Origin of the sequence: Bradyrhizobium sp. SZCCHNRI3052 (genome assembly GCF_032484895.1) — a bacterium.
Lineage (GTDB): Bacteria > Pseudomonadota > Alphaproteobacteria > Rhizobiales > Xanthobacteraceae > Bradyrhizobium.
Map to the genome: position 1 here is coordinate 395,886 of NZ_JAUETW010000004.1, position 22,378 is coordinate 418,263.

The window sequence follows — 22,378 nt, forward strand, 5'->3', positions numbered from 1 at the left end:
TTCGTTTGTCGCCGATTGGCGGATGCTCACCAATAGATGCCGTGGCGATGCAGCTCGCGGACGATGCGGGCTTCGGTCCAGCTCTTGCGGCGCGTCCGGTCGGAGCGCGCCGATTTCGACCGCCGCGATGATTGCTGCACAGAGCCCGGCTGCGGTGCCGGCGCCGCAGCGGCGGTGGGCTGCGGCGGCGGCGGTGCGGCGGCCGGGGCCGCTGGCGCAACCGGTTGCGCAGCGGGCTGGACCTCGGCCGCGACGGCCGGCACCGGCGCCGGGGTGACGGTGACCTCGCCGGCTTGCTGGACGTAGGTCGGACGCGGCGCCCGCGCGGCGGCGTCGTTCGACGACAGCGACAGGCTGCGTGTGCCCTCGGCCTGCGCGACTGTGGCGGATGCGAGCACCATGGCTCCGATCAGGATCATCTTGCGCATCGAGTAAGCTCCCCTTTGTTGGCTGCGGGAAGGTTTAGGCGCCGGCGCGACCGTCCGATGTGACCCCCGTCACGCTCCGCATGGCAAGCGCGAATGAAGCCGGATGCCGGCACACGGCACTGCGGATCGGTGCGCCATCTTTCTCGAAACCTTTCCGGCGCCGCGGGGACGTCCGCTCAGGACGAGGGGAGTTCTGGACGAGCCCATCCGGAAATCCACCGGCGGCAGCACGTGGGCGGTGGGCGACACGATCCGGCACACCCGACTGTTGCTACCAAATTACCGTCAAGGCGCGGTGTTCCATGCTGCCGGTGAGATCCGGGGTTGAGGTATGATCGTATGTACGTGTACTGTTCGTTGGTGCTGTTCAGAAGCTTCGCCGAATCCGATAGGGAGACCGATCGATTCGGGGGAAGGATGCGCGCATGCGCCGGGTGATCGTTGCAGTGTTCTTGGCGGCCGTGACGCTGCTGGCCGCCAGCGGGCCGGGCCGGGCGCAGTCCGGCGACGACAACGTCGAAGAGATCTACATTGCGCGGAGCGTGCGCCAGGGCCGCGTCGTGCCGTCGGATTTCTGCGCGCCGACCAAGACCGGCTTCGCGCCGGCGCTGGAGGATCAGCTCTCGATCCACTCCGTCGGGGTCCGGCCGGCTGACGGCCGCATGACCGAGACCGGCGACAAGAGCATCGGCGAGATGCGGGTCTGCGTCGGCCAGGCGATGGATCCGACCCTGCTCGGCACCTACACCGAGGGCCAGCTCAACGGCATCGCATTCACCGGCATCGGCGATTGCCGGCTGGTGCGTGGCAATCTGCCGGAGGACGGCCTGCTCACGCACCGCTGCTTCCTGGCGCTGTCGGGCCTGCCTGAGCCGTATGTCGGCGGCTTCCTGGTTTCGAGCTCGCTGTATTCGAAGACGCCGTTCGGCACTGAAAGTTCGCCGCCGGGCTACGCCCAGGCCGGCATCCTGGTCATCCGCCTCTGGAAGAAGCGGCTGCCCTGAGGCAGCCGTTCGCGCGCTCAGGCCGGCGAGAAGGTCTGCACGAAGGCGCGCACCGTCGCGGACACCTTGTCCTCCGAGACGTGCCAGGCGGCGCCGTCATCGGCGGCGAAGAAGCTGGAGGCGTTGGAGCCGGCCCAGCGGAACACCTCGAACGACGGCCAGTACCAGATGTCCTCGAGGTTCGAATTGTTGACGACCTCATGCGCGACCAGCCGCATCGTGCTCTTCGACAGGCAGTCGGCCTGCACCACCGATTCATATTCGAACGAGGTGAGCAGCGGCACCGGCGACACGGTGACGATCACCTTGATGCCAGGCCGGATGCTGCGGATGAACTCGATCAGATAGAGCACGTTGTCGACGTTCTCCTGCACGCTGGCGGTGCGGAACTTGTACTTCTCGGCCAGCGCCCGCGAGTTCAGCGCGGTCGGCCGCGGCAGCACGAAGGCGCCGGTCTCGCGGTCGAAGAACGCCGCGGCGACGCCGAGCGTCAGGATGAAGACGTCGGCCTGCTTGATGACGGCGAGCGTATTCTCCTTGCTCGATCCCGGCGGCAGCAACTCGACGATGCGCTCGCGGATCTCGGGATCGATCTGGGCGTCGCGCAGCCAGTCGACGAACACGCGGTTGGCGAAGGTCGTGTTGATGTACTCCGAGATCTCCATGTGGTGGCTGGCATAGCCGCTGTCGGTGAGGCTCTTGGAGAGGTTGCGCGCGAAGCACGAGCCCATGGTGAAGAAGCGGGTGCTCTTGTCGAGGAATTTCGGCGCGGCGGCGAGGTTCACCGCGATGTGGCTGGTGATCAGCGTCTGCAGGTCGCCGAGGAAGTCCTTGGTCTCCGGATAGCGTCCGACCTTGGCGCGGCCCTTGGCTTCCTTGGCCTTGCCCTTCTTGGCGTTCGACCGCGCGAGCTCCAGCGTCTCGCGGTTGATCGGGTTGTCATAGGCCGGGTTGAGCTTGATCGCCTTTTCCAGCGCCGCGACCGCTTCCTCGAATTCGTTGCCCTGGGTCAGGATCTCGCTGAGCGAGAAATAGTCGGCGGCCTGGTTGGAGGCTGCCGCGAGCTTGCGGAACAGCTCCATCGAGCGCGTGAACGGGCCGACATGGCTGCAGCGCACGGCGGCGCTGCGGATCAGGTGCAGATTGCCTTCGGTGGCCTGCTCAAAGATCTCAGGGTTCTCGTCGAGGATCGCCAGCATCATGTCGCGCGCTTCGGCGCGCTTCTTGTGTGAGCCGTCGTCGATCAGCTGCGCATAGATGAAGCGCGCGTTGATGTCCTTGGGGTCGAGCTCGAGCAGCTTCTGGAACGCGAGCTGGGCGCTGACGAAGTCCTTGTCCTCGATGTATTTGTAGGCGAGCGTCCGGATCTGGCCGACGATGGATTGAAACTGGGTGTGGCTGTCGAGGGCAGTCGTGCTCATGTCGCGGGTTCGCCTTTGTCTCGCGTTGCGTCTTCGGCCGTTGGTCCGGCGCCGCTGCCGGCAGCCGGTGCATCGCCAGTGCCGGTCGAATCGTCACGTGCACAGGCGCCATGCCCTTGCGAGAGACGTCCCACCATGACCTCTGGATACTGATCGCCACCGGCTTGGCCGCTGGCGTACGCCCGAGCGCAACCGGCACCTGCGGGATTCGAACGCGACGGACGCGCTCGTCCGGATCGCCGCCAGCCGCCAGTGCGGGCATTCATCCCGCCGCTCGCGCCGAACGATGGCGCGATTTGGGTTAAGCAATTCTTAACCGGCAAATGGAGCGCGGCGAGCGGGCGCGTCAGGAAAGGAGAGACGGGGACGGAAGGAGAGGCTGGTGCCGCAAGAGGGCGCCTCGCTATAGGCGCATCCTACTGACTTAGCTTATGTATTTTTGTGCGATTTCAACGAAAGCCAACGAAAAGGCCAACATTTTTCGCGGCCTTGGCCGAACGATCCCGACCGCCGCGCAGATTTGTCGCTGCGCGTGCGTGTGGCGGATTGAACACCGATGCCGGGTGCCGCTCCGAAGGCGAAGGTCAGACGTTCGAGAAGGCCAGACGTTCGAATCGTGTCGCGTGCGCCACTTCGGTACCAAACTGGGCCGTCTTTGCGCCCGAGGCACCGACCAGCGTGCGCAGGAGCGCGCTTTTCGATCCCATGATGCGAAGCTCTTTCACGTCCACTTCCACGCGTTGGGCGAGCGCGCGGAGGTAGTCGCGGCGGTAGCTGTTCGAGTCAGTCCTCATGCGTCTGCGGGCCTGGCTGGCGAAAGTTTTGATTGCCTGGGGTGTGATGCTCGGCCCAGCCCGATTCAGCGCACCCTCAGCCTGCTCCGCGCCAGCGCGGGCTCTTTTTGCGCTGCGCCTTCAGCGCCGCCCGCACATGCTGGGTCTCCAGGCAGATCGCCGGCAGGCCAAGCTTGAGCAACTCGGGATGCAGCCACGGCGACAGCGCGCCGGCCTCGTGACCGACCCGCCTCAGCCGGCCAAGATACGCTGACAGTGCTCCCTTGACCGCATTCGGGTCGGTCATCACCGCGACCTCCATCAGCACTTCGCCCTTGTCGTCGACCATGCAAATCGCGGTCCGATCCATGCCGACATCCAATCCAGCCCGCACAAGAACTCCCTTGCGGGCCTCCTGTGTGGTCGAGAGCGCTCATTCTGCATGGCCGCCGCAGTCGCGTCAGCTGACGGACGGTGAGGCCGATTACGGACGGCAGTCCTAATCGGTCGAGATCCACACCCAGCTCTCGGTCGGTAAGGTCGGCTATTGTCGATAGCGGACCAGAAGGCGGACATGGCAATGCCGACGCGAATGACCCGAAACAGACTACTTCGGCGGTTGCGCCGTTCGAAACTCGATCTCGCCTTTTGGAGCATTGTTAAGTTGCTCCGCCAGACCATTCACTTCTTGATCGGTCCAATCGCGGTCACTGATCTGCCAAGTCGCACCTCCTATTGGCTCTCGAAGTACCGGGGTCAGAAACGTACGTCCCGCAACACGAATCTCGAGCGGCCGACCAAGATTGCTGTTGCTAATAATGCGTAATGTTTCCTTGGATTTCTCCGCGAAGATCAAGTTCAGGATTGGCCTTCCTGTTCTCTCGTCGCGACCTACTGTCGCGCCGGTGAGCACAACCACGTGGTCACCCGCAATGCATCCTGACATAAACAAAAGGCTGGTGACCACAATCAGTAGCGAGCGGCATCTCAGCAACATCATGGACCGGCTCCAAGCTCAACCGGATTTAACGTCAGCGTCATTGTAGACGAGAGCACCCAAGTCGCCTACTGACCCCAGAGCGGATATTAGCGAACGAGCTACTGGGTTGCGCCTTCTACCAAAAGAGAAAAGAGAATCCATCCGCGTTGATATACGATCTCAAGTCCAGATGATGCTGCTATCTTTGTTTACGTTCGACACGTCGCTGAAGCTTTTTCGCTCCGAGCGGCACAGTTGCGGAGAAAGGGGGCGGTTGCGGGTCCGGAACGAGATTGTTGAAGTCGGCGAGGCAGATCGCTTCCCGTGTCTTTGTAGCCGCGCAGATGAGCTTGCCATCAGCCGCGTAGATTAATCTGCCGCGTTGATCTCGACCGGTCCACTCAGCTCCCTCAATTTCCTGGGTCGACTGATGTAAGGGAGCAAGATCGTATTTTCTCTCAAAACTCGTGTCGAAGGCAATGAAGCTGACATTGAGCCCAGCTCCCGGGTGATCTGGATGTGCTGCTACCGGATAAAATCTGAGGACGGCGCTTCGATCGTCTGTAAAGCGTCCGCCTCCGCCATACGTCGTACCCTGGGGCCACAGCCCAAGGGCATGAAGCCAGGGACTCCGGCTGATAGCGCTCCACGCCGACCTGTAGTCAGTTTTCAGTTTGCGTCCTTGATGGATGAACGACAGAAGCAATTTGCCGTCAGGCGACAAATCGCATTTCTCAGGATAGATGCGTCCTTTCAGCCAGGCGCCCGGATGGAACTTATCGTTCTTGGTGTCCCAGCGAACGATATGAAACCAGTCCGACGGACCCCGACGGAAGATGACGGCTTCATGTGCTTCACGCGCAAATATCACAAAAAGACGAGGGGCGACTTTCTTCTGAACCACATTTGCACCCGCAGGCAGAGAACGAAGTCAAATCCCTATGGAGTTGCTCAATGCCGCGAGGAGTATCAAAGTGGCACTATCTTGTGAATACGCCCAATCGGCGCTGGTCGTTACGGGCTTAAGAGACTGTGAATGTCTGCTGGTGGCCCATCACGTCGATCCTGCGATTGATCGAAAGGGCCGCTATCGAGGGGTAACCGGACCACCAGCGGAATCGGGAAGACAGCCGCCCATGAGGCGTAGCGTAAGATCGTAGTCCGTCGCTGGTTATCCGGCCGGATCGCTTTGGCGGCCGCTGCATCATAGGGGTATAGCGAAGCAGTAGTGCCCATCTTCATCGGCCGTGGTGCGCCATCTCGATTGGGTGCACCGTAGTTGCGGAGCAATTCAGAGGTCTGCGTTCTGCGCATCGTGTCAGAGCCGAGGGGCAGTTGCCGTAACCGATGTTTCTCGAGAAAGCCAATTGACCAAAGTCCGGATAGCTCGATCACCAGTGAGTTCTGGACGCCAACGTGCCACGTGGACTTTGCTCGAGGACACGTGAGGCGTCGCCAACAACGCCGGTACGAGACGGCCATCGGCGACGGCGTCGGCGATCAGAAGCGAGCGCCCAAGCGCGACCCCACCGCCTTCGACGGCAGAGGTGAGGCAAAGCCCGATATCACGCAGAACCGGCCCGCGCGAGACGGCCTGGTTCACGCCAAGTGTCTTGAACCAGAATTCCCAACTCCACTCACCGGCCGGATCGCTCCCCTTCCGGATCAGCGGAAGCTCAATCAGACCGGCCGGATTCGCCAGCGGCTTGCCTTCAGGCAGCACACGAGGTGCGCACACCGGAACCACGCGCTCCTGAAACAATGGCGCTTGGGTCGAACTGGGCCGTGCTTCGGCAAGCGACGTCCAGACGATACGAAGATCGACTGAACTCGCCGCCTCCTGCTCCGCTTGGATTGGCTCGAACTCGACATCGATGTCGGGATGCTCCGACTGAAACGATGGAAGTCGCCTGACGAGCCACCACGCGGCGAATGCCGGGCCCGAACCCAATCTGACGGTTTGGCGGCTGGCGCGGCGGCGCAGACGAGGCTCCAGTCCGGCCATGGTGTCGAGCAACATCGCAAGTTCGGCTCGCAGCAGACTTCCTTCGGCGCTCAGCTCGACCCCGGGATTGAGTCTGCGCAGCAGAGTCGTCCCGTAAAAGGTCTCGAGCTGCCGAATTCGATGACTGACCGCGCTCTGGGTCACGCCAAGTTCTTCGGCCGCGCGAGTGAATGAGCGGTGGCGCGCGACGGCGTCGAACGCGACCAATGGAGCAAACGGTGGAAGGCGACGGACCATCGGAGCAAAAAGTGATCAATGAGAACCCCATGATACAGTTTCATGAGATTTTGAGAATGCTTCATTCGCTGCCAAGCCGCTTTTCCGCCAGCCTAAGGCGATGGCAGAACATCTCGAAATTGCGCTCGTTGACGATCCGACGATCCCGGATAACGGTTCTTCTTCACGATTGCCGCGGTTTGCGCTTCTCGCGGCGAGTGTCAGCGGATTCCTGTTCCAGGTCGATCTCACGGGCCTGGCCGCCGCGCTACCCGACATCGCCAGCAGCGTAGGGATCCCGGTACAAGACCAAGCCTGGATCATCGACATCTACAGCCTCGCTCTCATCTTCGCGCTTCCGGTTGCCGGTCCGTTTGCAGACCGACAGGGCCGGCGAAGAGTATTCATGGGCGGCGGAGTCTTGTTTGCTCTCTCCTCGGCACTGTGTGCGGCGTCGACCACGTTCGAGAGCCTGCTGGCGTGGCGCGTGCTGCAAGGCGTCGCAGGAGCTGCGATCACGTCGGCGGCGGCGGCGCTACTCGCGGCAGCTTATCCGGGTAAGCGACGCGCCTGGGCCTTCGGCATCTGGGGTACGGTCATCGGTGGCTCAATGGTCGTCGGACCACCGCTCGGAGCAATCATTGCCTCCTATGCCGGCTGGCCGTGGATCTTTTGGATCAATCTTCCGCTCTGTATGGCACTCGTGGTCTTCGCCTCGCCGCTGGCGGAATCGGAACATGTCGGCTCTCTACCGCCAATGGATTGGCTCGGACCGAACCTGCTAGCGCTCATCGTCGGTTCCTCGGCGTACGCGCTCCTCTCATCAGGCGGATTTCGTGGGATAGCGTTGGCTACAACCGTGCTCGCTTCTTGTGCGTTCTGGGTCGCAGAGCGCAGGCACCCGCGGCCGGCCTTTGATTTCGGACTGTTTGCGTCGGCTCCGTTCCTTGCCCTTTGTATCACCGCTGTTGCAAGTTCGATCGGTTACTGGTCCTTGCTTGTCCATCTGCCGCAGATGATGCGCGGGCCGATGGGGCTCGATGCAAGTCGGTCCGGCCTGCTGTTAACCGCGCTCACAATACCAATGCTCCTGCTGCCTAGTCTGGGCGCGCGCTTGTCGCAGTCCATGCCGGCACGGTTCTACTTCGGCGGGGGACTGACTGTGGTTGGCGTCGCGGCATTGTTCCTGGGAGCCATCTCAATGGATCTATCCAGCCCGGCAGCGACGTGGGCCGTGGGCGCAATGCTGCTCCTGGGCGGAGCGGGGTGCGCACTGTTCAACGCTCAGATCACGGCCTTCTCGGTTTCCTCCGTTCCAGCCGATCGAGCGGCGACGGCTGCCGCCATGTGTGTCACAATGCGCCAGGTGGGCTTTGCTTTCGGCATCGCACTGATAGGAGCCGTCCTGAATCTGGGCGGAAGCGGCCTGTATCCACCCGCGTTTCTTCTCGTCGGTGTGATCACGCTTGTGCTTGGTGCAATTGTGTTTGCCTTGCTCTCAATCCCTGTCGCAATGGAGCTGCAGTGAAGCGGCAAACCAACTTTGCAGTTGATATTTGGATCGTGCAATTCATCAAGAGGGCTGCGGTGGAAGCGCTAATCGGCCAACGTGCGATTATCGCGCATTCTACGCATTGTGCGGGTTTCCATTGCAGGGTCCATTTCGAACGCTTGCTTTCCCTTCGCGGTCCAAAGCTCACGTGTCCGTTCGCCCTCACCGCCTTTAAGTTTGTCAGCCATCCAAAGTAGCGCGCCCAAGATCGTGGAGCGGTCGTCACCGGTCAGGTCTACGATGCCGGCTTTGACCACGAGGCCGCCGAGTTCGATGAGGTGCCGGGTGCGCTTGCGGCGTTCGACCTGCCACGCGCGCATGTCATGTCGCGCTTTTGCGGCTTGATGCCGGTTGCGCGCCGCCCGATTGCGCAGGAGCGCCGTTCGTGTTGCGGTCAGCTGGTGGTGCATTTCGCCGCGACCGACTTTGAAAGAACGCGGCCCCGCGCTTGGCCCATGCCTCCCTCTTTCCGGCCTCTTTCGTCTCGGCCAGCACGATCAGCGCGCCGGCCAGTTCTTCCGCGGTGAGCGTGTTAGCTCCGGTGGCGATGACCCAGTTCCCCGAGCTGGCGCATTTTGCGAGTTTTCAGTCCGCGAGCTTTGTCTTCGAGAGCCTTCAGGTCCGCATCAAAGTCCCTTGGTTTGCGCATCACCGTCTCCGTGAGGGTCGATGCAGAAATGGTAGCTGGGCAACGCGCGCAATGCTGTAGAATCATCAGGACAGCCTGGGACGCGGTAATCCCTCCCGAGAATTTTTCGAGGGAGGGCGCGCTTATACGTCGTTCCGACGTACGCTTCGCTGTGCCAGTGATCTGGTCGCGATGGCGATCTATCATCTTCACGTCAAGGTCATTGGCCGAAAGGCCGGGAGCAGCGCGGTGGCATCAGCGGCCTACCGCTCAGCATCGCGGCTGCGCGACGAGCGCCTCGGTCTAAATCAGGATTTCTCCGCCAAGCGCGGCGTCGTCCATTCCGAGGTGATGCTGCCAGAGAATGCACCGCAGGCATGGAGCGAGCGCGAGCGGCTTTGGAATGACGTCGAAGCGCACGAAATCCGGAAAGATGCCCAGCTGGCCCGCGAGCTGGAGTTTGCGCTTCCGCGCGAGATGAGTGAGGCGCAGGGCATCGAGCTAGCCCGCGATTTCGTTCGGAGCGAGTTCGTGGGGCTCGGCATGGTCGCCGACCTCAATGTGCATTGGGACAGGGCCGAGGACGGACTGCCGAAACCTCATGCTCATGTCATGCTGACCATGCGCGCGGTCGATCAGAACGGCTTTGGCAAAAAGGTACGAGACTGGAATCGCACCGAGATGGTCGAGCGCTGGCGCGAACGCTGGGCGGAGCTCGCCAATGAGCGGCTGGCTGAGCTCGACATCGACGCAGGGATCGACCATCGCAGTCTGGAAGCCCAGGGCATCGCGCTGGAGCCGCAAAGCCAGATCGGCGCGCCGGCGAAACGGATCGAGGTTCGAGGCGTCGCTGGAGAAGTCGGTGAGGCCGACCGGGCCGAGATGCACCGCGAGATCGCTCGCGGCAACGGCGCGCGGATCGTCGCCGATCCCTCGCTTGGACTGGACGCAATTACCCAGCAGCAATCGACTCTCACACGCCGCGACCTGGCAAAATTCGCGCACCGGCACAGTGACGGGCTCGACCAGTTCAATGCGGTCATGGGCGCGATGCAGGGAGCGCCGGATCTGGTCGAACTGGGCAAAGACTCTCGTGGCGAGGATCGATTCACAACGCGCGCGATGATCGAGGCGGAACAGCGCCTGCACCGTGCCGCCGAACTCATGGCGGACAGGGAGCGCCATGAGGTGCGCGACGCGGACCGCCAAGCCGCTTTGGCGCGTGCGGAAGCGTGCGGCTTGGTGCTCTCTGGCGAGCAGGCTGAGGCGTTGGCCCAAGTCACGGGCGGGCGCGGTCTAAGCGTCGTGGTCGGCCATGCCGGGACGGGAAAGAGTGCGATGCTGGGGGTGGCGCGGGAAGCGTGGGAAGCGGCGGGCTTCGAGGTCCGGGGCGTGGCGCTGTCAGGCATTGCGGCGGAAAACCTCGAAAGCGGATCGGGCATTGCGTCGCGCACGATCGCCAGCCTGGAGCATGGCTGGGAACAAGGCCGTGATCTGCTCAAATCGGGCGATGTGCTGGTGATCGATGAGGCCGGCATGGTCGGTACGCGGCAGCTTGAGCGCGTAATGTCACATGCTGCCGAGGCGGGAGCCAAGGTGGTGCTGGTCGGTGATCCGCAACAGTTGCAGGCGATCGAGGCGGGCGCTGCGTTCCGATCGATTCATGAGCGTCACGGCGGCGCTGAGATCGGCGAAGTGCGCCGTCAGCTGGAGGACTGGCAGCGCGACGCCACGCGCGATCTGGCGACCGGCAAAGTGGGCCACGCGCTCGGAGCTTACCGCGCCCACGGCCTGGTGCACGAGGCCCAGACCCGCGAGCAGGCGCGCGGCGATCTGATCGAGCGTTGGGACCGCGACCGGCAGGCATCGCCGGATCGGAGCCGGATCATCCTCACCCATACTAATGAGGAAGTCGGGACCCTGAACGAAGCAGCGCGGGGGCGGATGCGGGCCGCCGGCGATCTGGGCGACGAGGTGCGTGTGACGGTCGAGCGCGGGGCGAGAACCTTCGCCAGCGGGGATCGCATCATGTTCCTGCAGAACGAGCGCGGCCTCGGCGTGAAGAACGGCACGCTCGGGACCATCGAGCAGGTCAGCGCGCAATCCATGGCCGTGCAGACCGACGATGGCCGATCCGTGCAGTTCGACCTCAAGGACTACAACCGGATCGACCATGGCTATGCGGCGACGATTCACAAGGCGCAGGGAATGACGGTGGACCGCGTCCATGTCCTGGCAACGCCCGGCATGGACGCCCACAGCAGCTATGTCGCGCTGTCGCGGCACCGCGACTGCGTCGACCTGCAATATGGCCATGACGACTTTGCCAATGAGGATCGGCTGGTCCGCACCCTATCGCGCGATCGCGCCAAGGACATGGCTTCCGACTACGACCGTGCCAATCCGATCCAGAGCTACGCCGAGCGGCGTGGGATCACGTTCCGCGAACGCGTGGCCGAGATCGTGCGCAAGGTCGTACCGAACAAGCTGCGCGACATGTTCGACGGCCTTCGCGTTTCTGGCGAGGTGTCCGACCGGTATGGCGGACAAAGGCCCGAGCGCGGGTCGCCGGAAAGGGAAAGGAGCGGTACGGCAGCCGACCGGCGCGGAGCCGAAGTACCGGCAAGGAACGTGGCGCAAGATCCCGAGGTGGAAGCACGTCGCGTCCGGACCCGGGCGCTCGTGCGCCATGCCCGCGCCGTGGATGCGATCTTCGCGGAGCGGGAGATAGGCAGGCAGGCAAGTCCGGAGCAGGTGAAAGAACTACAGACGGCCCGCCAGGCCTTTGAGGCGGTGCGGCCTTATGGCTCGCGTGACGCCGAAGCCGCCTACCGAAATAGCCCGGAGCTCGCCCGCGAGGCGGCTGGCGGCCAAGTGGGCCGCGCCGTTCGCGCGCTCCAGCTCGAAACCGAACTTCGCACCGATCCAAGCCGACGCGCCGATCGCTTTGTGGAGCGCTGGCACAAGCTCGACCACACCAGCCAGCGCCTATACCAAGCTGGCGATATGTCCGGCCACAAGGCTGCGCGCTCGGCAATGGGCGACATGGTCAAAAGCCTCCAACGGGATCCGCAATTGGAATCCATCCTCGCCAGCCGCAAGAAAGACCTCGGCATCGCGTTTGAATCCGGCCGCCGGCTCGCGCACGACCTCGCCATCGCTCACGGGATCGACCTGGGCAGAGGCCGGAGCATCGGAGTTTGACTCCTCCCGTTTGCCGCCGGCTCTACGCCACAGTCGGCACTGCCCGAGATCCTATTGCTCGCTTCTAACTGCTTGGCCTGCTTGGTCACACAAACCTTCAGAAGCAGCCAGCAAGAGGCATCACGGCCCATGCGCGAACCAGACCGCATCATCAGGTTGAAAACCTTCCTCGCCAGGACTGGGCTGTCCCGGTCCACCATCTACCGCAATATCGCCGAGAGCACGTTCTCGACCCAGCTCAAGATCAGCGGCTGGCATGAATCCGAAATCAACCGGTGGATCGCAGATCCTGTCTCGTGGCGACCGAGGGGCGCGGCCGGTCAAGTCCGGTGACGAGAAGATGAACATCCATTGTCACGCTGACGCTTCCTTGAATTGCAATATGCGCGCGCCCTGGCGCAGCGTATCGAGATAGTCGGCCCACCACGTCATCAGTTTCACACGCTCATCCCAATAGTCGCCGCGGGCGTAGGCCCGGCGCACAGCGTTCGGCTCAACATGGGCCAGCGCAGCCTCGATGGCGTTGATGCTCCACTTTCCGCTTTCGTTGGCCAGGGTCGAAAAGGTCGAGCGGAAACCGTGAGCGACCATCTCATCGTTAGAATAGCCAAGACGGCGCAGCGCCGCGCATAGCGTGTTTTCGCTGATCGGCCGCGTCACCGAGCGCAGGCCCGGGAAGACAAGCCCCGCCACGCCTCGCCCTGTGATCGGATGCAGGTCCCGCAAGATGGCGGCGGCCTGCGCTGGAAGCGGGACGCGGTGAGGTCTGCGCATCTTCGTCCGCTCGGCGGGGATGTTCCACACGGCAGCGTCCAGATCAAATTCAGTCCATGTCGCGTGGCGCAGCTCGCCCGGCCGCGGCGCTAGCATGGCGATCAGCTGCAGCGCGGCCTTCGTCGTTGGCTGGCCCTGAAAGCCGTCAATCGCCCGCAGCAAGCCGCCGAACGCAACAGGCTCGATAATCGCCGCCCGGTGCTTCGGTTTCGGAGCTGCGATTGCGCCGCGCAGCGCTTGGGTCGGGTCCGCATTGGCACGGGCGGTGGTGACAGCGTATCGAAATACGGCACCAATGACCGCCCGCAGGCGCTTTGCCGTTTCGAGCTTGCCGGCCGCTTCCAGTGGTTGCAGCACCCGCAAGACTTCGCCAGCGGAGACGTCGCCGATCGGCAGCGGTCCCAGATCGGCCTTGGCCAGGCCGAGCAGCCATTCCAGCTTGCCAGCGGTTGTAGTCGCAACGCCCTCCCGCTTCTTCTTGGCAAGCAGCTCATCGGCCAGAACACTGAACGTGTTGGCCTGAGCCTCGGCGCGCGCCGCCTTCACCTGGCGCTTCCGGATGGCGGGATCGATGCCGTCCCGCAAGAGGCCCGCAGCTTCGTCCCTTAGCCTTCTGGCAGCTTCCAGTGGCACACCGGCCGGGGCCTTGCCGTATTCGCCAAGGGCAAGCTTCTTCTGCTTGCTGCCAAATCGATACGCGAAATTCCAGAGTTTGCCACCGCTTGGCGTAAGCCACAGTTGCAGGCCGCCCCCGTCCGAGAGCTTCACTAGCCGCCCACTAGCCTTGGCGTTCCTAACGGCAGCGTCCGTAAGTTTTCCACTCGCCATGCCCCGCACCAACTGTTGGCCTTTTCAAAGCTGCATCGCCCGAAAGGCCAACAAGGAGGCCAACAATTTCATCGGCTGTCAACGAACGAGAACAAACCGTGACGGCCACGAATGACCGAAAATGTTTTGTTTTCAGTACCTTGTCGGCGAGAAACGAACGAGGGAGGACGGCTGCGGAAGGGGGGTGGTGCCGCAAGAGGGACTCGAACCCCCGACCCCGTCATTACGAATGACGTGCTCTACCAGCTGAGCTATTGCGGCGAACCATAGCGGCGAGCGCCCGGCACGAGGCCGGACGACGCGGACGCGCTCCTGATATCGGGCGGACGGCCCGTTGGCAAGGACAACGCGCGCGGCCGCGGCTCCGAAACGAACCGTTGTGACCGGGACGGCGGGAGGGCCTGACGGTCCTCAGCCGCCGAACCGCGACCAGAACCCGCGCCAGCCGCCGGCCTGGGCCTTGGGCGCGATCTGCTCGGCGAACTCGTCGCGGGGCTGGTCATCGTCATCGACACCGGGATCGTCCGGCGGCCGCATGATCGGCACGATCGCCTGGATCGGCGTCTCCGCCGGCCGGGCGAGATCGTTGCGGGTGCGGAACAGCGGCGTCGGCGCGGCTGCCGCCGTCTCGGCCGGCTTGGCGGCGACCGCGTTCGGCTCGGCCTCCGTCTCCGGCTCCGATTCGGCCTCGACGGGACCCGCGGCCTGCAACGGCGGCGCCGGCTCGGCGGCGACGGCCTCGATCAACCGGCTATCCTCAGCCATGTCCACAGGGATATCCACCGGCTTGTCGACAGGCTTGTCCACGGCCTCGGCCGGTTGTTCGGCCTGCTCGGGATCGGCCGCGACCACCGGCCGCGGCGGCTCGTTGTCCTGCAGCGCCGGAGTGATCACCACGGCCTCGCGCGGCGGCTCGACCGCGGCTTCGGCCACGGTGGGCCGGGCCGGCGGCGCCAGCACGGCTTCGGCGAAGGCCGAGCTTTCGATCACGCTGCTGCGCTCCGAGGGCAGGCTCGCCACCGGCGTCTGCCATTGGAAGGCGTCGAGCCGGCCGGTGACCGGCGAGATCGGCTGCCAGCGATCGCTGACATAGCCGTCCGCGGTCCAGGCCGGGTCGTGGCGGGCGCGCACCGCGCGCAGCGCCCATTCGCGCGCCTTGCCGGCGTCGCCATGCTCGGTGCGCTCCAGCTCGGCCATCAGCATCGCCACGCGCTGGGTCGGATCCTCCGTGAACGGCGCCAGCGCCTCGCGGGCGCGGCCGAATTCGGCGGCGTCGATCGCCGCGCGCGCCACCGCCAGCGCGCCTTCGACATGGCCGGGCGTCCGCGCGGCCAGGTTCTCCACCCGCGCCAGCCGCTGCGTGGCCGAATCGCCGAGCCGCACATGGGCGTAGGCATCGGCGAGATCCGGATGCGGACACGCCGCCCAGGCCGCCTCGATGATCTTCATCGCGCGCCGCACCTGGTGCGCCTCGCTCTCGAACTTCGCCGCCAGCACCGCGGCCGGCACCAGTGTCGGCGCCAGCTTCACCGCCTCCATCGCGCTCGAGCGCGACAGGTCGCGATCCCCGGTCTCCAGCGCCAGCGCGCGCGCCGTCAGCAGCACGCCGCGCTGACGGCGGTAGGTCGGCTTGTCGATCATGCCGGCGGTGTAGTTGCCGTCGAGGATCGAAAGCGCTCCGTCCCAGTCGGCCTCGGCGCAGCGGAAGCCGAGCACGGCATGCGAGGCCCAGGTGGCGTTGGGCGCCAGCCTGAGCGCTTCGTCGGCGATCATCACCGCGGCATAGGCGTCGTCGGCGCGCTGCGCCTCGATGAACAGGCCGCGCAAGCCGAGCAGGCGGGTGTCGTGGCGCTCGGCCATGGCGCGGAAGGCGCGCCGGGCGCCGTCGCGGTCGCCTTCGAGCTGCGCCGCCTGGGCGTGCAGGAGCAGCGTCAGCGGATCATCGCCGGCCAGCCGCTTGGCGGTGTCGGCGTGCTGCCGCGCCGCCGTCGAATCGCCCTGGCCGATCGCCAGCAGGCCGTGGGTGATGGCGTGGCGGCCGCGCTGATGCCGGCGGGCGCGATGCGCCTTGCGGATGCGGCCGGGCGCCCGCAGCAGTGCGCTGATCAGGTTCCAGACCAGCACGCAGGCCGCGATGGTCAGGCCGAGCGCGAGCACGAACACCGGCAAGGTCATGGCGATCCGCCACGGGCCCCAATTCAAGACGACGTCGCCGGTCTGCTCGGCGACCCAGGCCGAGCCCGCAGCGGCGAGCCCGACCAGGATGAGGAAAATGACGATCCGGAACATGTGCGTCCTTGGGCGTCCTATTGCGCGGGTTTGGCGAGCGCGGTCATCGCGTCGTCGGCGAATTTGCGGGCGGTCGACAGCGCGGCGTCGCGGGCATCGGCGCGTGCGAGCCAATCATTGGCGGGGGCGCGATCCTCCGGCGAGAGACCCTTCAGCTCGCGGCGGGCCTCGGCGAAATCGTTGCGCAGCGCCGCCGCGGTGATCCGTGCCACGACCGCGCCGCGATCGGTGCCGGCGCCGTCGGTACGTTCGACCTTGACCAGGCTCGAGGCGCCGGCCGAGAGCTTGCTGAGGATCGAAGTCCCCGTGGTGCTCTCGGGCGCCGGCGGCGAGAGCTTCGGCACGATGGTGAGCAGCTCGCGGCTCAGTGCCGCGGGGCTCGGCACGCCGGTCGTGGCGAATGCCTCCAGCGGCTTCAGCGCGGCCGCGTCGGGCGCCAGCGATCTGGCGGTGGTCAGCGCCGCTCCATAGGGATCGCCGTGACGCACGGCGACGTCGAGCAGGGTCGCGGCGACCACGCGGCGCAGCGGCGCATCGTCGGCCGGCTTGGCCGCCTCTGAGAGCTTGGCGCGCTCCTGTGCCAGCGCCGCGCTCTGGCTCTTGCTCGCCCGCTCCAGCGCGTCGATGCGCGCCGTCAGGCCGGAGAGATCGATCGGCTCGGGTGCGGGCGCCGGCGCGGAGCCGTCGCGCGGCTGCGCCCGGACATCGTTGAGGGCTGCCACGGTCTTGTCGGCCTGCGCGCGCAGGCCGGCGACGTCGTTGCGCAGCGCTGCAATCGTCTTGTCGGCGGCATCGAGCCGGCCGGTCACGGCGCCGTCCGGCTTGCCGACGCGCTGCTCCAGCCCGGCGACGCGGGAGGTGAGCTCGTCGATAGCGGCGGACTGCGGCGAGATCGCCGAGGGCGGCTGCACGGGCGGCCAGCCGAGCATCCAGCCGACGCCGATCACCAGCGCGGCCGCGGCCGCGCCGGAGAACGGTGCGATGATCCAGGGCGACACCGGACGCGGCGGCGGGGGTGGAGGAAGCTCGGCGTGCGGCGGCTCGGCCGCGGCGACCGTCTCCTCGGGCGTCTCGCTGGCGGCCGATTCCGGTTCGGCGTCACCGGCGCCATGCGGATGCGACTGGCTCGCCGCGCCCGACGACCCCTCGGCCAAGGCTTCGGCCGGGGCCGACCAGGGCGACGTGGTCGGCCGCTCGGCCGCGCTCTCGCTGGCCGACGGGCGCTCCTCGCGCGAGGTCGGCTCCAAATCGATGGTCGGCGGTGGCCGTTTCGGCCGCCCGGTGTCGGAGGCCGGTGCAGCGGTGTCGGGTTCATCGACCATGGTGGAAGTTCCCTGGCTGAGGCAAGATTGAGCAGGCCCTCTTACGCCATTCACGACCGTAGCGCACGGGTCAGGCCCTCCAGCATGTCGTTTTCATCCGGATGCGCCGCGATTGTGACCTGGGTGGCGCCGGCCTCGCGCAGCACCTCGGCGACATTGGCCGACAGGCAGCCATGCGGCACCGCCAGCGCCGAGATTTCGACGCCGTCGGCGCGGATGGCCGCCACGAACGCAACCGCGCTCCGCCGCGAATAATGCAGCACCGCCTCGATCCGGTTGGCTGCGAAGGCGTCGCAGACTTCGCGCGGCAGGGTGGTCACCTGCGCCATGCGATAGACGGTCTGGGTGATCACATCGAAGCCGCGCTCGGCGAGCTCGGAGGCGAGGTCGCGCGAGATGTCGGCGCCGGCGAGATAGAGCAGGGTGGCCCCGGCCTCGATGACGCCGCTGTCTGCGATCAGGTCGCGCAACGCGGTCGCATCGGCCGCGGCCGAGATCACCTGCGTGAAGCCGGCCTCGCGTGCGGCTGCGGCCGTCCGGTCGCCGACCGCGAACAGCGGCAGGCGCAGCAAGGCGGACGCCCTGAGCTGCGGCGCCGCCGCGCGCAGCGCGTTCGATGACGTTACGATGAGTCCGGCGGCATCGCCGCCGACGTCCGGCGGCAGCGCGACCGGCTCGAAGCGCAGCATCGGCGCCAGCAGCACCTCGAAGCCACGCGCGCGCAGGGCGCTCGCGGTGCGTTCATTGTCAGGGGCGGGACGGGTCACCAGCACGGCCATGTGCTATGCTCCCGTCGAACACGGATCGGCCGGGCTGCAACGGACGGACGATTGCACCTGGCGACCTCGTGGTGTTAGGCGGTTCTGCGCACTCATAATGACCAAAAGGGTTGAGATTGGGTAACGAATCGCAAACGCTCGTGCTGGGCATCGAAACCACCTGCGACGAGACCGCCGCGGCGGTGGTGGCGCGTGATTCGGGCGGCAAGGGGCAGATCCTTTCCAATGTTGTGCGCTCGCAGACCGACGAGCATGCCATCTATGGCGGCGTGGTTCCCGAGATCGCCGCGCGCGCCCATGTCGACATGCTCGACCATCTCATCGACGCGGCGATGCGCGAGGCCGGCATCGACTATGCCGCGCTCGGCGGCGTCGCGGCGGCGGCCGGGCCGGGCCTGATCGGCGGCGTCATCGTCGGCCTCACCACCGCCAAGGCGATCGCGATGGTGCACGACACGCCGCTGATCGCGGTCAACCATCTCGAGGCGCATGCGCTGACGCCGCGCCTCACCGATGCAATCGACTTCCCCTATTGCCTGTTCCTGGCCTCCGGCGGCCACACCCAGATCGTCGCGGTCGCCGGCGTCGGCGATTATGTCAGGCTCGGCACCACCGTCGACGACGCGATGGGCGAGGCGTTCGACAAGGTCGCGAAGATGCTGGGTCTGCCCTATCCGGGCGGACCACAGGTCGAGCAGGCCGCGCGCAACGGCGACGGTCAGCGCTTTGCCTTCCCGCGTCCGATGCAGGGCCGCAGCGATGCCAATTTCTCGCTGTCCGGGCTGAAGACCGCCGTGCGTAACGAGATCGGCCGGCTCGGCAAGGTGAGCGAGCAGGACATCGCCGACCTCTGCGCCAGCTTCCAGGCCGCGGTGCTGGACTCGACCGCCGACCGCCTGCGCGTTGGCCTCGATCTGTTCAAGCAGCGTTTCGGCGCGCCGACCGCGCTGGTGGCCGCCGGCGGTGTCGCCGCCAACCAGGCGATCCGCGGCGCACTCGACGATGTCGCGCAGCAGGCCGGCACCCGCCTGATCATGCCGCCGCCGGCGCTGTGCACCGACAATGGCGCGATGATCGCCTGGGCCGGGCTGGAGCGGTTGGCGCTAGGGATGGTGGACGGCATGGACGCCGCGCCGCGCGCGCGCTGGCTGCTGGATGCCAATGCCAGCGTGCCGGGCAAGTTCGCGAATACGCGGGCGGGGTTTTGAGGGTGATGGAATTGCTTTTTCATCCTGCACGAAGCGGCTGGATCGCCCTCGGCAGTGATGTGGCAAGCTCCTGCACCATACGCGGTGCGCTCCCCTCCCCCTTGCGGGGAGGGGTCGGGGGTGGGGGTGGCTCCATAAAAATTCTCGCTCGTGGCACCCCCCTCCCCAACCCTCCCCCGCAAGGGGGGAGGGAGCGCAGCCGAATCCGCGGCGAATGACTCGTTTCCAAACGATCTCCATCGTCGGCGCCGGTGCGTGGGGCACGGCGCTCGCCGCCGTCGCCGCGCGTGCCGGCCGTGAGGTCACGCTCTACGCGCGCGACAGCCACCACGCCGCGCGCATCTCTGCTGCCCGCGAAAACCCGCGACTGCCCGGCATTCCGCTCGCCCCCAGCATCGCCGTGACTGCCGATCTCGCCGAGGCCGCCCGCGCCGACGCCGTTCTCATCGTTGTCCCCGCCCAGCATCTGCGCGGTGCGGTCATGCATCTCGCCCCGCTGCTCCGTCCGGGCACGCCGCTCGTCGCCTGCGCCAAGGGCATCGAGCACGGCACCCATAAATTCATGACCGAGGTGATCGCGGAGGCCGCGCCGAACGCGATCCCGGTGATCCTGTCCGGCCCGAGCTTCGCCGACGACGTCGCGCGAGGGCTGCCGACCGCGGTGACGCTCGCCGCGCCCGACGAGGCGCTCGCGGCCGACCTCGTCCATGCGCTGGGTTCGCCGACCTTCCGGCCCTATCATTCGACCGACGTGCGCGGCGTCGAGATCGGCGGCGCCGCCAAGAACGTGCTGGCGATCGCCGCCGGCATCGTTGCCGGCCGCAATCTCGGCGCCTCGGCGCTGGCGGCGCTGACCACGCGCGGCTTCGCCGAGTTGGTGCGGCTCGGCCGCGCCTATGGCGCGCGCAGCGAGACCTTGACCGGCCTGTCCGGCCTCGGCGACCTGATCCTCACCTGCGCCGGTCCGCAATCGCGCAACTTCGCCGCCGGCCTCGCGCTCGGCCGCGGCGAGCCGCTGCCCGCAGGCAAGCTCGCCGAGGGACAATACACCGCGCCCGTGCTGGTCGAACTCGCCACCTCGCGCGGCGTCGAGATGCCGGTGGCGCAGGCGGTCGCCGCCATTCTCGCCGGCACCGTGACGATCGATGCCGCGATCGAGGCGCTGATGATGCGCCCATTCAAGGCGGAGGAGTGAGGGCCGCCGCGCGACCGACGTCATCCAGCACGACGCTCTCTCCGCCGTCATGCCCGCGCTTGTCGCGGGCATCCATGTCTTGGATAATGCGCCGAGCAGTGCGACGTGGATGGCCGGGACCTCCCAGCGCTTCGCGCTTTTGCCTGGCCAGGACGAGTGGAAAGAGACGACCATCATGAACTACTGGCTGGTGAAATCCGAACCCTCGGTATGGTCGTGGGACCAGCAGGTGGCGAAGGGCGCGAACGGGGAGGCCTGGACCGGCGTGCGCAACTACACGGCGCGGCAGAACCTGGTGGCGATGAAGAAGGGCGACCTCGCCTTCTATTATCATTCCAACGAGGGCAAGGAGATCGTCGGCATCGCCGAGATCATCAAGGAAGCCTATCCTGATCCGACCGACAAGACCGGCAAGTTCGTCTGCGTCGACATCAAGGCGCACAAGCCCTTCAAGACCCCGGTGACGCTCGCCGCGATCAAGGCCGACAAGATGCTGAGCGAGATGGCGCTGGTGAAGCAGTCGCGGCTGTCGGTGCAGCCGGTCACGCCTGCGGAATGGAAGCACGTCTGCAAGCTGGGCGGCGTGTAGGGGCGCAAGGGCTTGTGAGACGCGCAAGGCGTTAGCGCTACTCGTGGTAGCTCCGGACCTGCGGCTGCCATGGGTAGGCTGCGTCCTTTCAGGCGCCGCGCGATGATGCTACGTTCAGTTGTGGCAGGGAGCACCTGCTTCCTGCTCCATACCGAACAGGAGACCGACATGTCTGACAGCGTCTACAAAGTCATCGAGCTGATCGGTACCAGCAGCGAATCTTGGGAAAGGGCAGCTACCAACGCTGTCGAGCAGGCGGCGAAGACACTCCGAGACCTGCGTGTCGCAGAAGTGGTCCAGCTCGATATGCAGCTCGACGCGAAGGGGAAGGTGGAAGCCTATCGAGCCAAGCTCAACGTGTCGTTCAAGTTCGAAGGCGCATGAGCTGACCATCGACTTGCGTTGTCGTTCGCCGGACTATCGGCCCGCGGCAAGGTTTGAGCCTGCAATCCGGTGTCGTGCCCGGCATCGGGGGCATGACCGTGGACGTCTCGGTTCGGCTTCCCGGGGATGGCGAGGCGGGACGGACCACAAGCCTGTCATACGGAAATTGCCCGTCGCGCCGGTTATGTCGCAGGGCAGCGCCGCTGCATGACGATCGGGAGTTCGGATCAAAGATCGAGACCTTTCTTCCTCAGTTCATCGACCATCTGCTTCCTGATCTCTTCGCCGAGAGCTTGACCAAATTTCTGCCCGGCAATGCTCGACTCCTGGGTGACGGACGGCAGCTTCTGCAGGACTCGTTGACCTGTCGGGGTCCTGTAGAACTCAGCCATGGTCCTGAGGTCGTCCGCCGAGAAGTTCCTGGCATAGACGACCGCGATCGCATCCGAGAATTCGGAAACCCTGCCCTGAAAGGCCTGGGTGAACTTCGGGATCAACGCATCATATTGCAGAGCGACCTCGGCGCGCCCCTGGACGATCGTCGGTCTCAGGTTCTTCAGAATGATCGGCAACAGGGCTGTCGCCTGGTCATTCATATGCATCACGGAGACCAGCTCTTTCGCGGCCGCCAAGGACTCCTGTGATGTCGCTTGGGCTCTTGCCGATGGCGGCGTTGCGGCGGTGAGCCAAATGGCGGAGGCGACGACTACGTACCGACAGCGATGCTTCATCCTGATCCCCCATGTGCCGGCTGCAGCGGCGATCGCTGTTACGGCCGGGTTCCAATTCTTAAGATCAGC

At 65.6% G+C, this 22,378-nt stretch carries 20 protein-coding genes, 1 tRNA gene and 2 pseudogenes; 8 read left to right on the forward strand and 15 right to left on the reverse strand.

Annotated features, from left to right (window positions below; all coding sequences use genetic code 11):
• Nucleotides 1–26: 26 nt before the first annotated feature.
• Entirely contained in the window at nt 27–428 is a 402-nt protein-coding gene (locus tag QW887_RS15450; RefSeq protein ID WP_315716723.1) for a hypothetical protein, read from the reverse strand.
• 425 nt (nt 429–853) lie between these two features.
• Here QW887_RS15450 and QW887_RS15455 point away from each other — a divergent pair, with 425 nt between their 5' ends.
• Nucleotides 854–1,432 carry a hypothetical protein gene (locus tag QW887_RS15455; RefSeq protein WP_315716722.1) on the forward strand — a complete coding sequence of 193 codons (579 nt, stop codon included), beginning with the start codon at nt 854–856 and terminating at the stop codon, nt 1,430–1,432.
• A gap of 17 nt (nt 1,433–1,449) precedes the next feature.
• Here the strand turns inward: QW887_RS15455 and QW887_RS15460 are convergent, their stop codons facing one another.
• The 6 genes and pseudogenes from QW887_RS15460 to QW887_RS15485 all read right to left on the reverse strand — a co-directional run bounded on the left by QW887_RS15460 (nt 1,450) and on the right by QW887_RS15485 (nt 6,817).
• Nucleotides 1,450–2,853 carry a GSCFA domain-containing protein gene (locus tag QW887_RS15460; protein WP_315716721.1) on the reverse strand — a complete coding sequence of 468 codons (1,404 nt, stop codon included), beginning with the start codon at nt 2,851–2,853 and terminating at the stop codon, nt 1,450–1,452.
• Between the two features lie 584 nt (nt 2,854–3,437).
• Nucleotides 3,438–3,647, reverse strand: a complete 210-nt coding sequence (locus tag QW887_RS15465; protein ID WP_316172924.1) for a hypothetical protein — start codon at nt 3,645–3,647, stop codon at nt 3,438–3,440.
• Nucleotides 3,648–3,741: 94 nt separating this feature from the next.
• Nucleotides 3,742–3,996: pseudogene (locus tag QW887_RS15470) on the reverse strand (IS110 family transposase); the annotation flags it as partial.
• Nucleotides 3,997–4,233: 237 nt separating this feature from the next.
• Nucleotides 4,234–4,626, reverse strand: coding sequence for a SecDF P1 head subdomain-containing protein (locus QW887_RS15475; protein WP_172114802.1), 393 nt, complete (start codon nt 4,624–4,626; stop codon nt 4,234–4,236).
• Nucleotides 4,627–4,804: 178 nt separating this feature from the next.
• Nucleotides 4,805–5,509, reverse strand: a complete 705-nt coding sequence (locus QW887_RS15480; protein WP_316159106.1) for a hypothetical protein — start codon at nt 5,507–5,509, stop codon at nt 4,805–4,807.
• A 414-nt stretch (nt 5,510–5,923) separates the two neighbouring features.
• Nucleotides 5,924–6,817, reverse strand: a complete 894-nt coding sequence (locus QW887_RS15485) for a LysR substrate-binding domain-containing protein (protein WP_316173105.1) — start codon at nt 6,815–6,817, stop codon at nt 5,924–5,926.
• 130 nt (nt 6,818–6,947) lie between these two features.
• Between QW887_RS15485 and QW887_RS15490 the strand changes: the two genes are divergently transcribed.
• A complete protein-coding gene (locus tag QW887_RS15490) occupies nt 6,948–8,354 on the forward strand; it encodes an MFS transporter (RefSeq protein WP_316173104.1) in 1,407 nt (468 codons plus the stop codon).
• Between the two features lie 68 nt (nt 8,355–8,422).
• Here QW887_RS15490 and QW887_RS15495 read toward each other — a convergent pair whose 3' ends face one another.
• Both QW887_RS15495 and QW887_RS15500 read right to left on the reverse strand, forming a co-directional pair.
• Nucleotides 8,423–8,698, reverse strand: a complete 276-nt coding sequence (locus QW887_RS15495; protein ID WP_316173103.1) for a conjugal transfer protein TraD — start codon at nt 8,696–8,698, stop codon at nt 8,423–8,425.
• 1 nt (nt 8,699) lies between these two features.
• Nucleotides 8,700–9,027 (reverse strand): annotated as a pseudogene (locus tag QW887_RS15500) (conjugal transfer protein TraD).
• A gap of 171 nt (nt 9,028–9,198) precedes the next feature.
• Here QW887_RS15500 and traA point away from each other — a divergent pair.
• Both traA and QW887_RS15510 read left to right on the forward strand, forming a co-directional pair.
• Nucleotides 9,199–12,210, forward strand: a complete 3,012-nt coding sequence (traA, locus tag QW887_RS15505) for a Ti-type conjugative transfer relaxase TraA (RefSeq protein ID WP_316173102.1) — start codon at nt 9,199–9,201, stop codon at nt 12,208–12,210.
• Nucleotides 12,211–12,339: 129 nt separating this feature from the next.
• Nucleotides 12,340–12,543, forward strand: coding sequence for a helix-turn-helix transcriptional regulator (locus QW887_RS15510; RefSeq protein ID WP_316173101.1), 204 nt, complete (start codon nt 12,340–12,342; stop codon nt 12,541–12,543).
• 21 nt (nt 12,544–12,564) lie between these two features.
• On the opposite strand, the gene QW887_RS15515 is transcribed toward QW887_RS15510, so the two are convergent.
• The 5 genes from QW887_RS15515 to QW887_RS15535 all read right to left on the reverse strand — a co-directional run bounded on the left by QW887_RS15515 (nt 12,565) and on the right by QW887_RS15535 (nt 18,202).
• Nucleotides 12,565–13,812, reverse strand: a complete 1,248-nt coding sequence (locus QW887_RS15515) for a tyrosine-type recombinase/integrase (RefSeq protein ID WP_316173100.1) — start codon at nt 13,810–13,812, stop codon at nt 12,565–12,567.
• Between the two features lie 185 nt (nt 13,813–13,997).
• Nucleotides 13,998–14,073 (reverse strand) — tRNA-Thr (locus QW887_RS15520).
• Nucleotides 14,074–14,223: 150 nt separating this feature from the next.
• Nucleotides 14,224–16,101, reverse strand: coding sequence for a heme biosynthesis protein HemY (locus QW887_RS15525; protein ID WP_316169977.1), 1,878 nt, complete (start codon nt 16,099–16,101; stop codon nt 14,224–14,226).
• Between the two features lie 17 nt (nt 16,102–16,118).
• The gene (locus tag QW887_RS15530; RefSeq protein WP_316173422.1) at nt 16,119–17,423 is read right to left on the reverse strand and encodes a hypothetical protein; all 1,305 of its coding nucleotides are present in this window, start codon (nt 17,421–17,423) and stop codon (nt 16,119–16,121) included.
• 50 nt (nt 17,424–17,473) lie between these two features.
• On the reverse strand, nt 17,474–18,202 hold the full coding sequence (locus QW887_RS15535; RefSeq protein ID WP_315715841.1) for a uroporphyrinogen-III synthase: 729 nt from the start codon (nt 18,200–18,202) through the stop codon (nt 17,474–17,476).
• A 140-nt stretch (nt 18,203–18,342) separates the two neighbouring features.
• Between QW887_RS15535 and tsaD the strand changes: the two genes are divergently transcribed.
• The 4 genes from tsaD to QW887_RS15555 all read left to right on the forward strand — a co-directional run bounded on the left by tsaD (nt 18,343) and on the right by QW887_RS15555 (nt 21,578).
• On the forward strand, nt 18,343–19,410 hold the full coding sequence (tsaD, locus tag QW887_RS15540; RefSeq protein WP_316173421.1) for a tRNA (adenosine(37)-N6)-threonylcarbamoyltransferase complex transferase subunit TsaD: 1,068 nt from the start codon (nt 18,343–18,345) through the stop codon (nt 19,408–19,410).
• A gap of 214 nt (nt 19,411–19,624) precedes the next feature.
• Nucleotides 19,625–20,605 carry an NAD(P)H-dependent glycerol-3-phosphate dehydrogenase gene (locus QW887_RS15545; RefSeq protein WP_315750570.1) on the forward strand — a complete coding sequence of 327 codons (981 nt, stop codon included), beginning with the start codon at nt 19,625–19,627 and terminating at the stop codon, nt 20,603–20,605.
• Between the two features lie 175 nt (nt 20,606–20,780).
• On the forward strand, nt 20,781–21,194 hold the full coding sequence (locus QW887_RS15550; RefSeq protein WP_316173654.1) for an EVE domain-containing protein: 414 nt from the start codon (nt 20,781–20,783) through the stop codon (nt 21,192–21,194).
• 168 nt (nt 21,195–21,362) lie between these two features.
• A complete protein-coding gene (locus QW887_RS15555; protein WP_042340486.1) occupies nt 21,363–21,578 on the forward strand; it encodes a dodecin family protein in 216 nt (71 codons plus the stop codon).
• Nucleotides 21,579–21,805: 227 nt separating this feature from the next.
• On the opposite strand, the gene QW887_RS15560 is transcribed toward QW887_RS15555, so the two are convergent.
• Complete coding sequence (locus QW887_RS15560) at nt 21,806–22,309, reverse strand: DUF2059 domain-containing protein (RefSeq protein WP_315729398.1); 504 nt, start codon at nt 22,307–22,309, stop codon at nt 21,806–21,808.
• Nucleotides 22,310–22,378 lie beyond the last annotated feature (69 nt).

Coding starts and splice junctions, on each gene's coding strand:
- QW887_RS15450 (WP_315716723.1), bottom strand. CDS start 428: ATGCGCAAGATGATCCTGATCGGAGCCATGGTGCTCGCATCCGCCACA.
- QW887_RS15455 (WP_315716722.1), top strand. CDS start 854: ATGCGCCGGGTGATCGTTGCAGTGTTCTTGGCGGCCGTGACGCTGCTG.
- QW887_RS15460 (WP_315716721.1), bottom strand. CDS start 2,853: ATGAGCACGACTGCCCTCGACAGCCACACCCAGTTTCAATCCATCGTC.
- QW887_RS15465 (WP_316172924.1), bottom strand. CDS start 3,647: ATGAGGACTGACTCGAACAGCTACCGCCGCGACTACCTCCGCGCGCTC.
- QW887_RS15475 (WP_172114802.1), bottom strand. CDS start 4,626: ATGATGTTGCTGAGATGCCGCTCGCTACTGATTGTGGTCACCAGCCTT.
- QW887_RS15490 (WP_316173104.1), top strand. CDS start 6,948: ATGGCAGAACATCTCGAAATTGCGCTCGTTGACGATCCGACGATCCCG.
- QW887_RS15495 (WP_316173103.1), bottom strand. CDS start 8,698: ATGCGCGCGTGGCAGGTCGAACGCCGCAAGCGCACCCGGCACCTCATC.
- traA (WP_316173102.1), top strand. CDS start 9,199: ATGGCGATCTATCATCTTCACGTCAAGGTCATTGGCCGAAAGGCCGGG.
- QW887_RS15510 (WP_316173101.1), top strand. CDS start 12,340: ATGCGCGAACCAGACCGCATCATCAGGTTGAAAACCTTCCTCGCCAGG.
- QW887_RS15515 (WP_316173100.1), bottom strand. CDS start 13,812: ATGGCGAGTGGAAAACTTACGGACGCTGCCGTTAGGAACGCCAAGGCT.
- QW887_RS15525 (WP_316169977.1), bottom strand. CDS start 16,101: ATGTTCCGGATCGTCATTTTCCTCATCCTGGTCGGGCTCGCCGCTGCG.
- QW887_RS15530 (WP_316173422.1), bottom strand. CDS start 17,423: ATGGTCGATGAACCCGACACCGCTGCACCGGCCTCCGACACCGGGCGG.
- QW887_RS15535 (WP_315715841.1), bottom strand. CDS start 18,202: ATGGCCGTGCTGGTGACCCGTCCCGCCCCTGACAATGAACGCACCGCG.
- QW887_RS15545 (WP_315750570.1), top strand. CDS start 19,625: ATGACTCGTTTCCAAACGATCTCCATCGTCGGCGCCGGTGCGTGGGGC.
- QW887_RS15550 (WP_316173654.1), top strand. CDS start 20,781: ATGAACTACTGGCTGGTGAAATCCGAACCCTCGGTATGGTCGTGGGAC.
- QW887_RS15555 (WP_042340486.1), top strand. CDS start 21,363: ATGTCTGACAGCGTCTACAAAGTCATCGAGCTGATCGGTACCAGCAGC.
- QW887_RS15560 (WP_315729398.1), bottom strand. CDS start 22,309: ATGAAGCATCGCTGTCGGTACGTAGTCGTCGCCTCCGCCATTTGGCTC.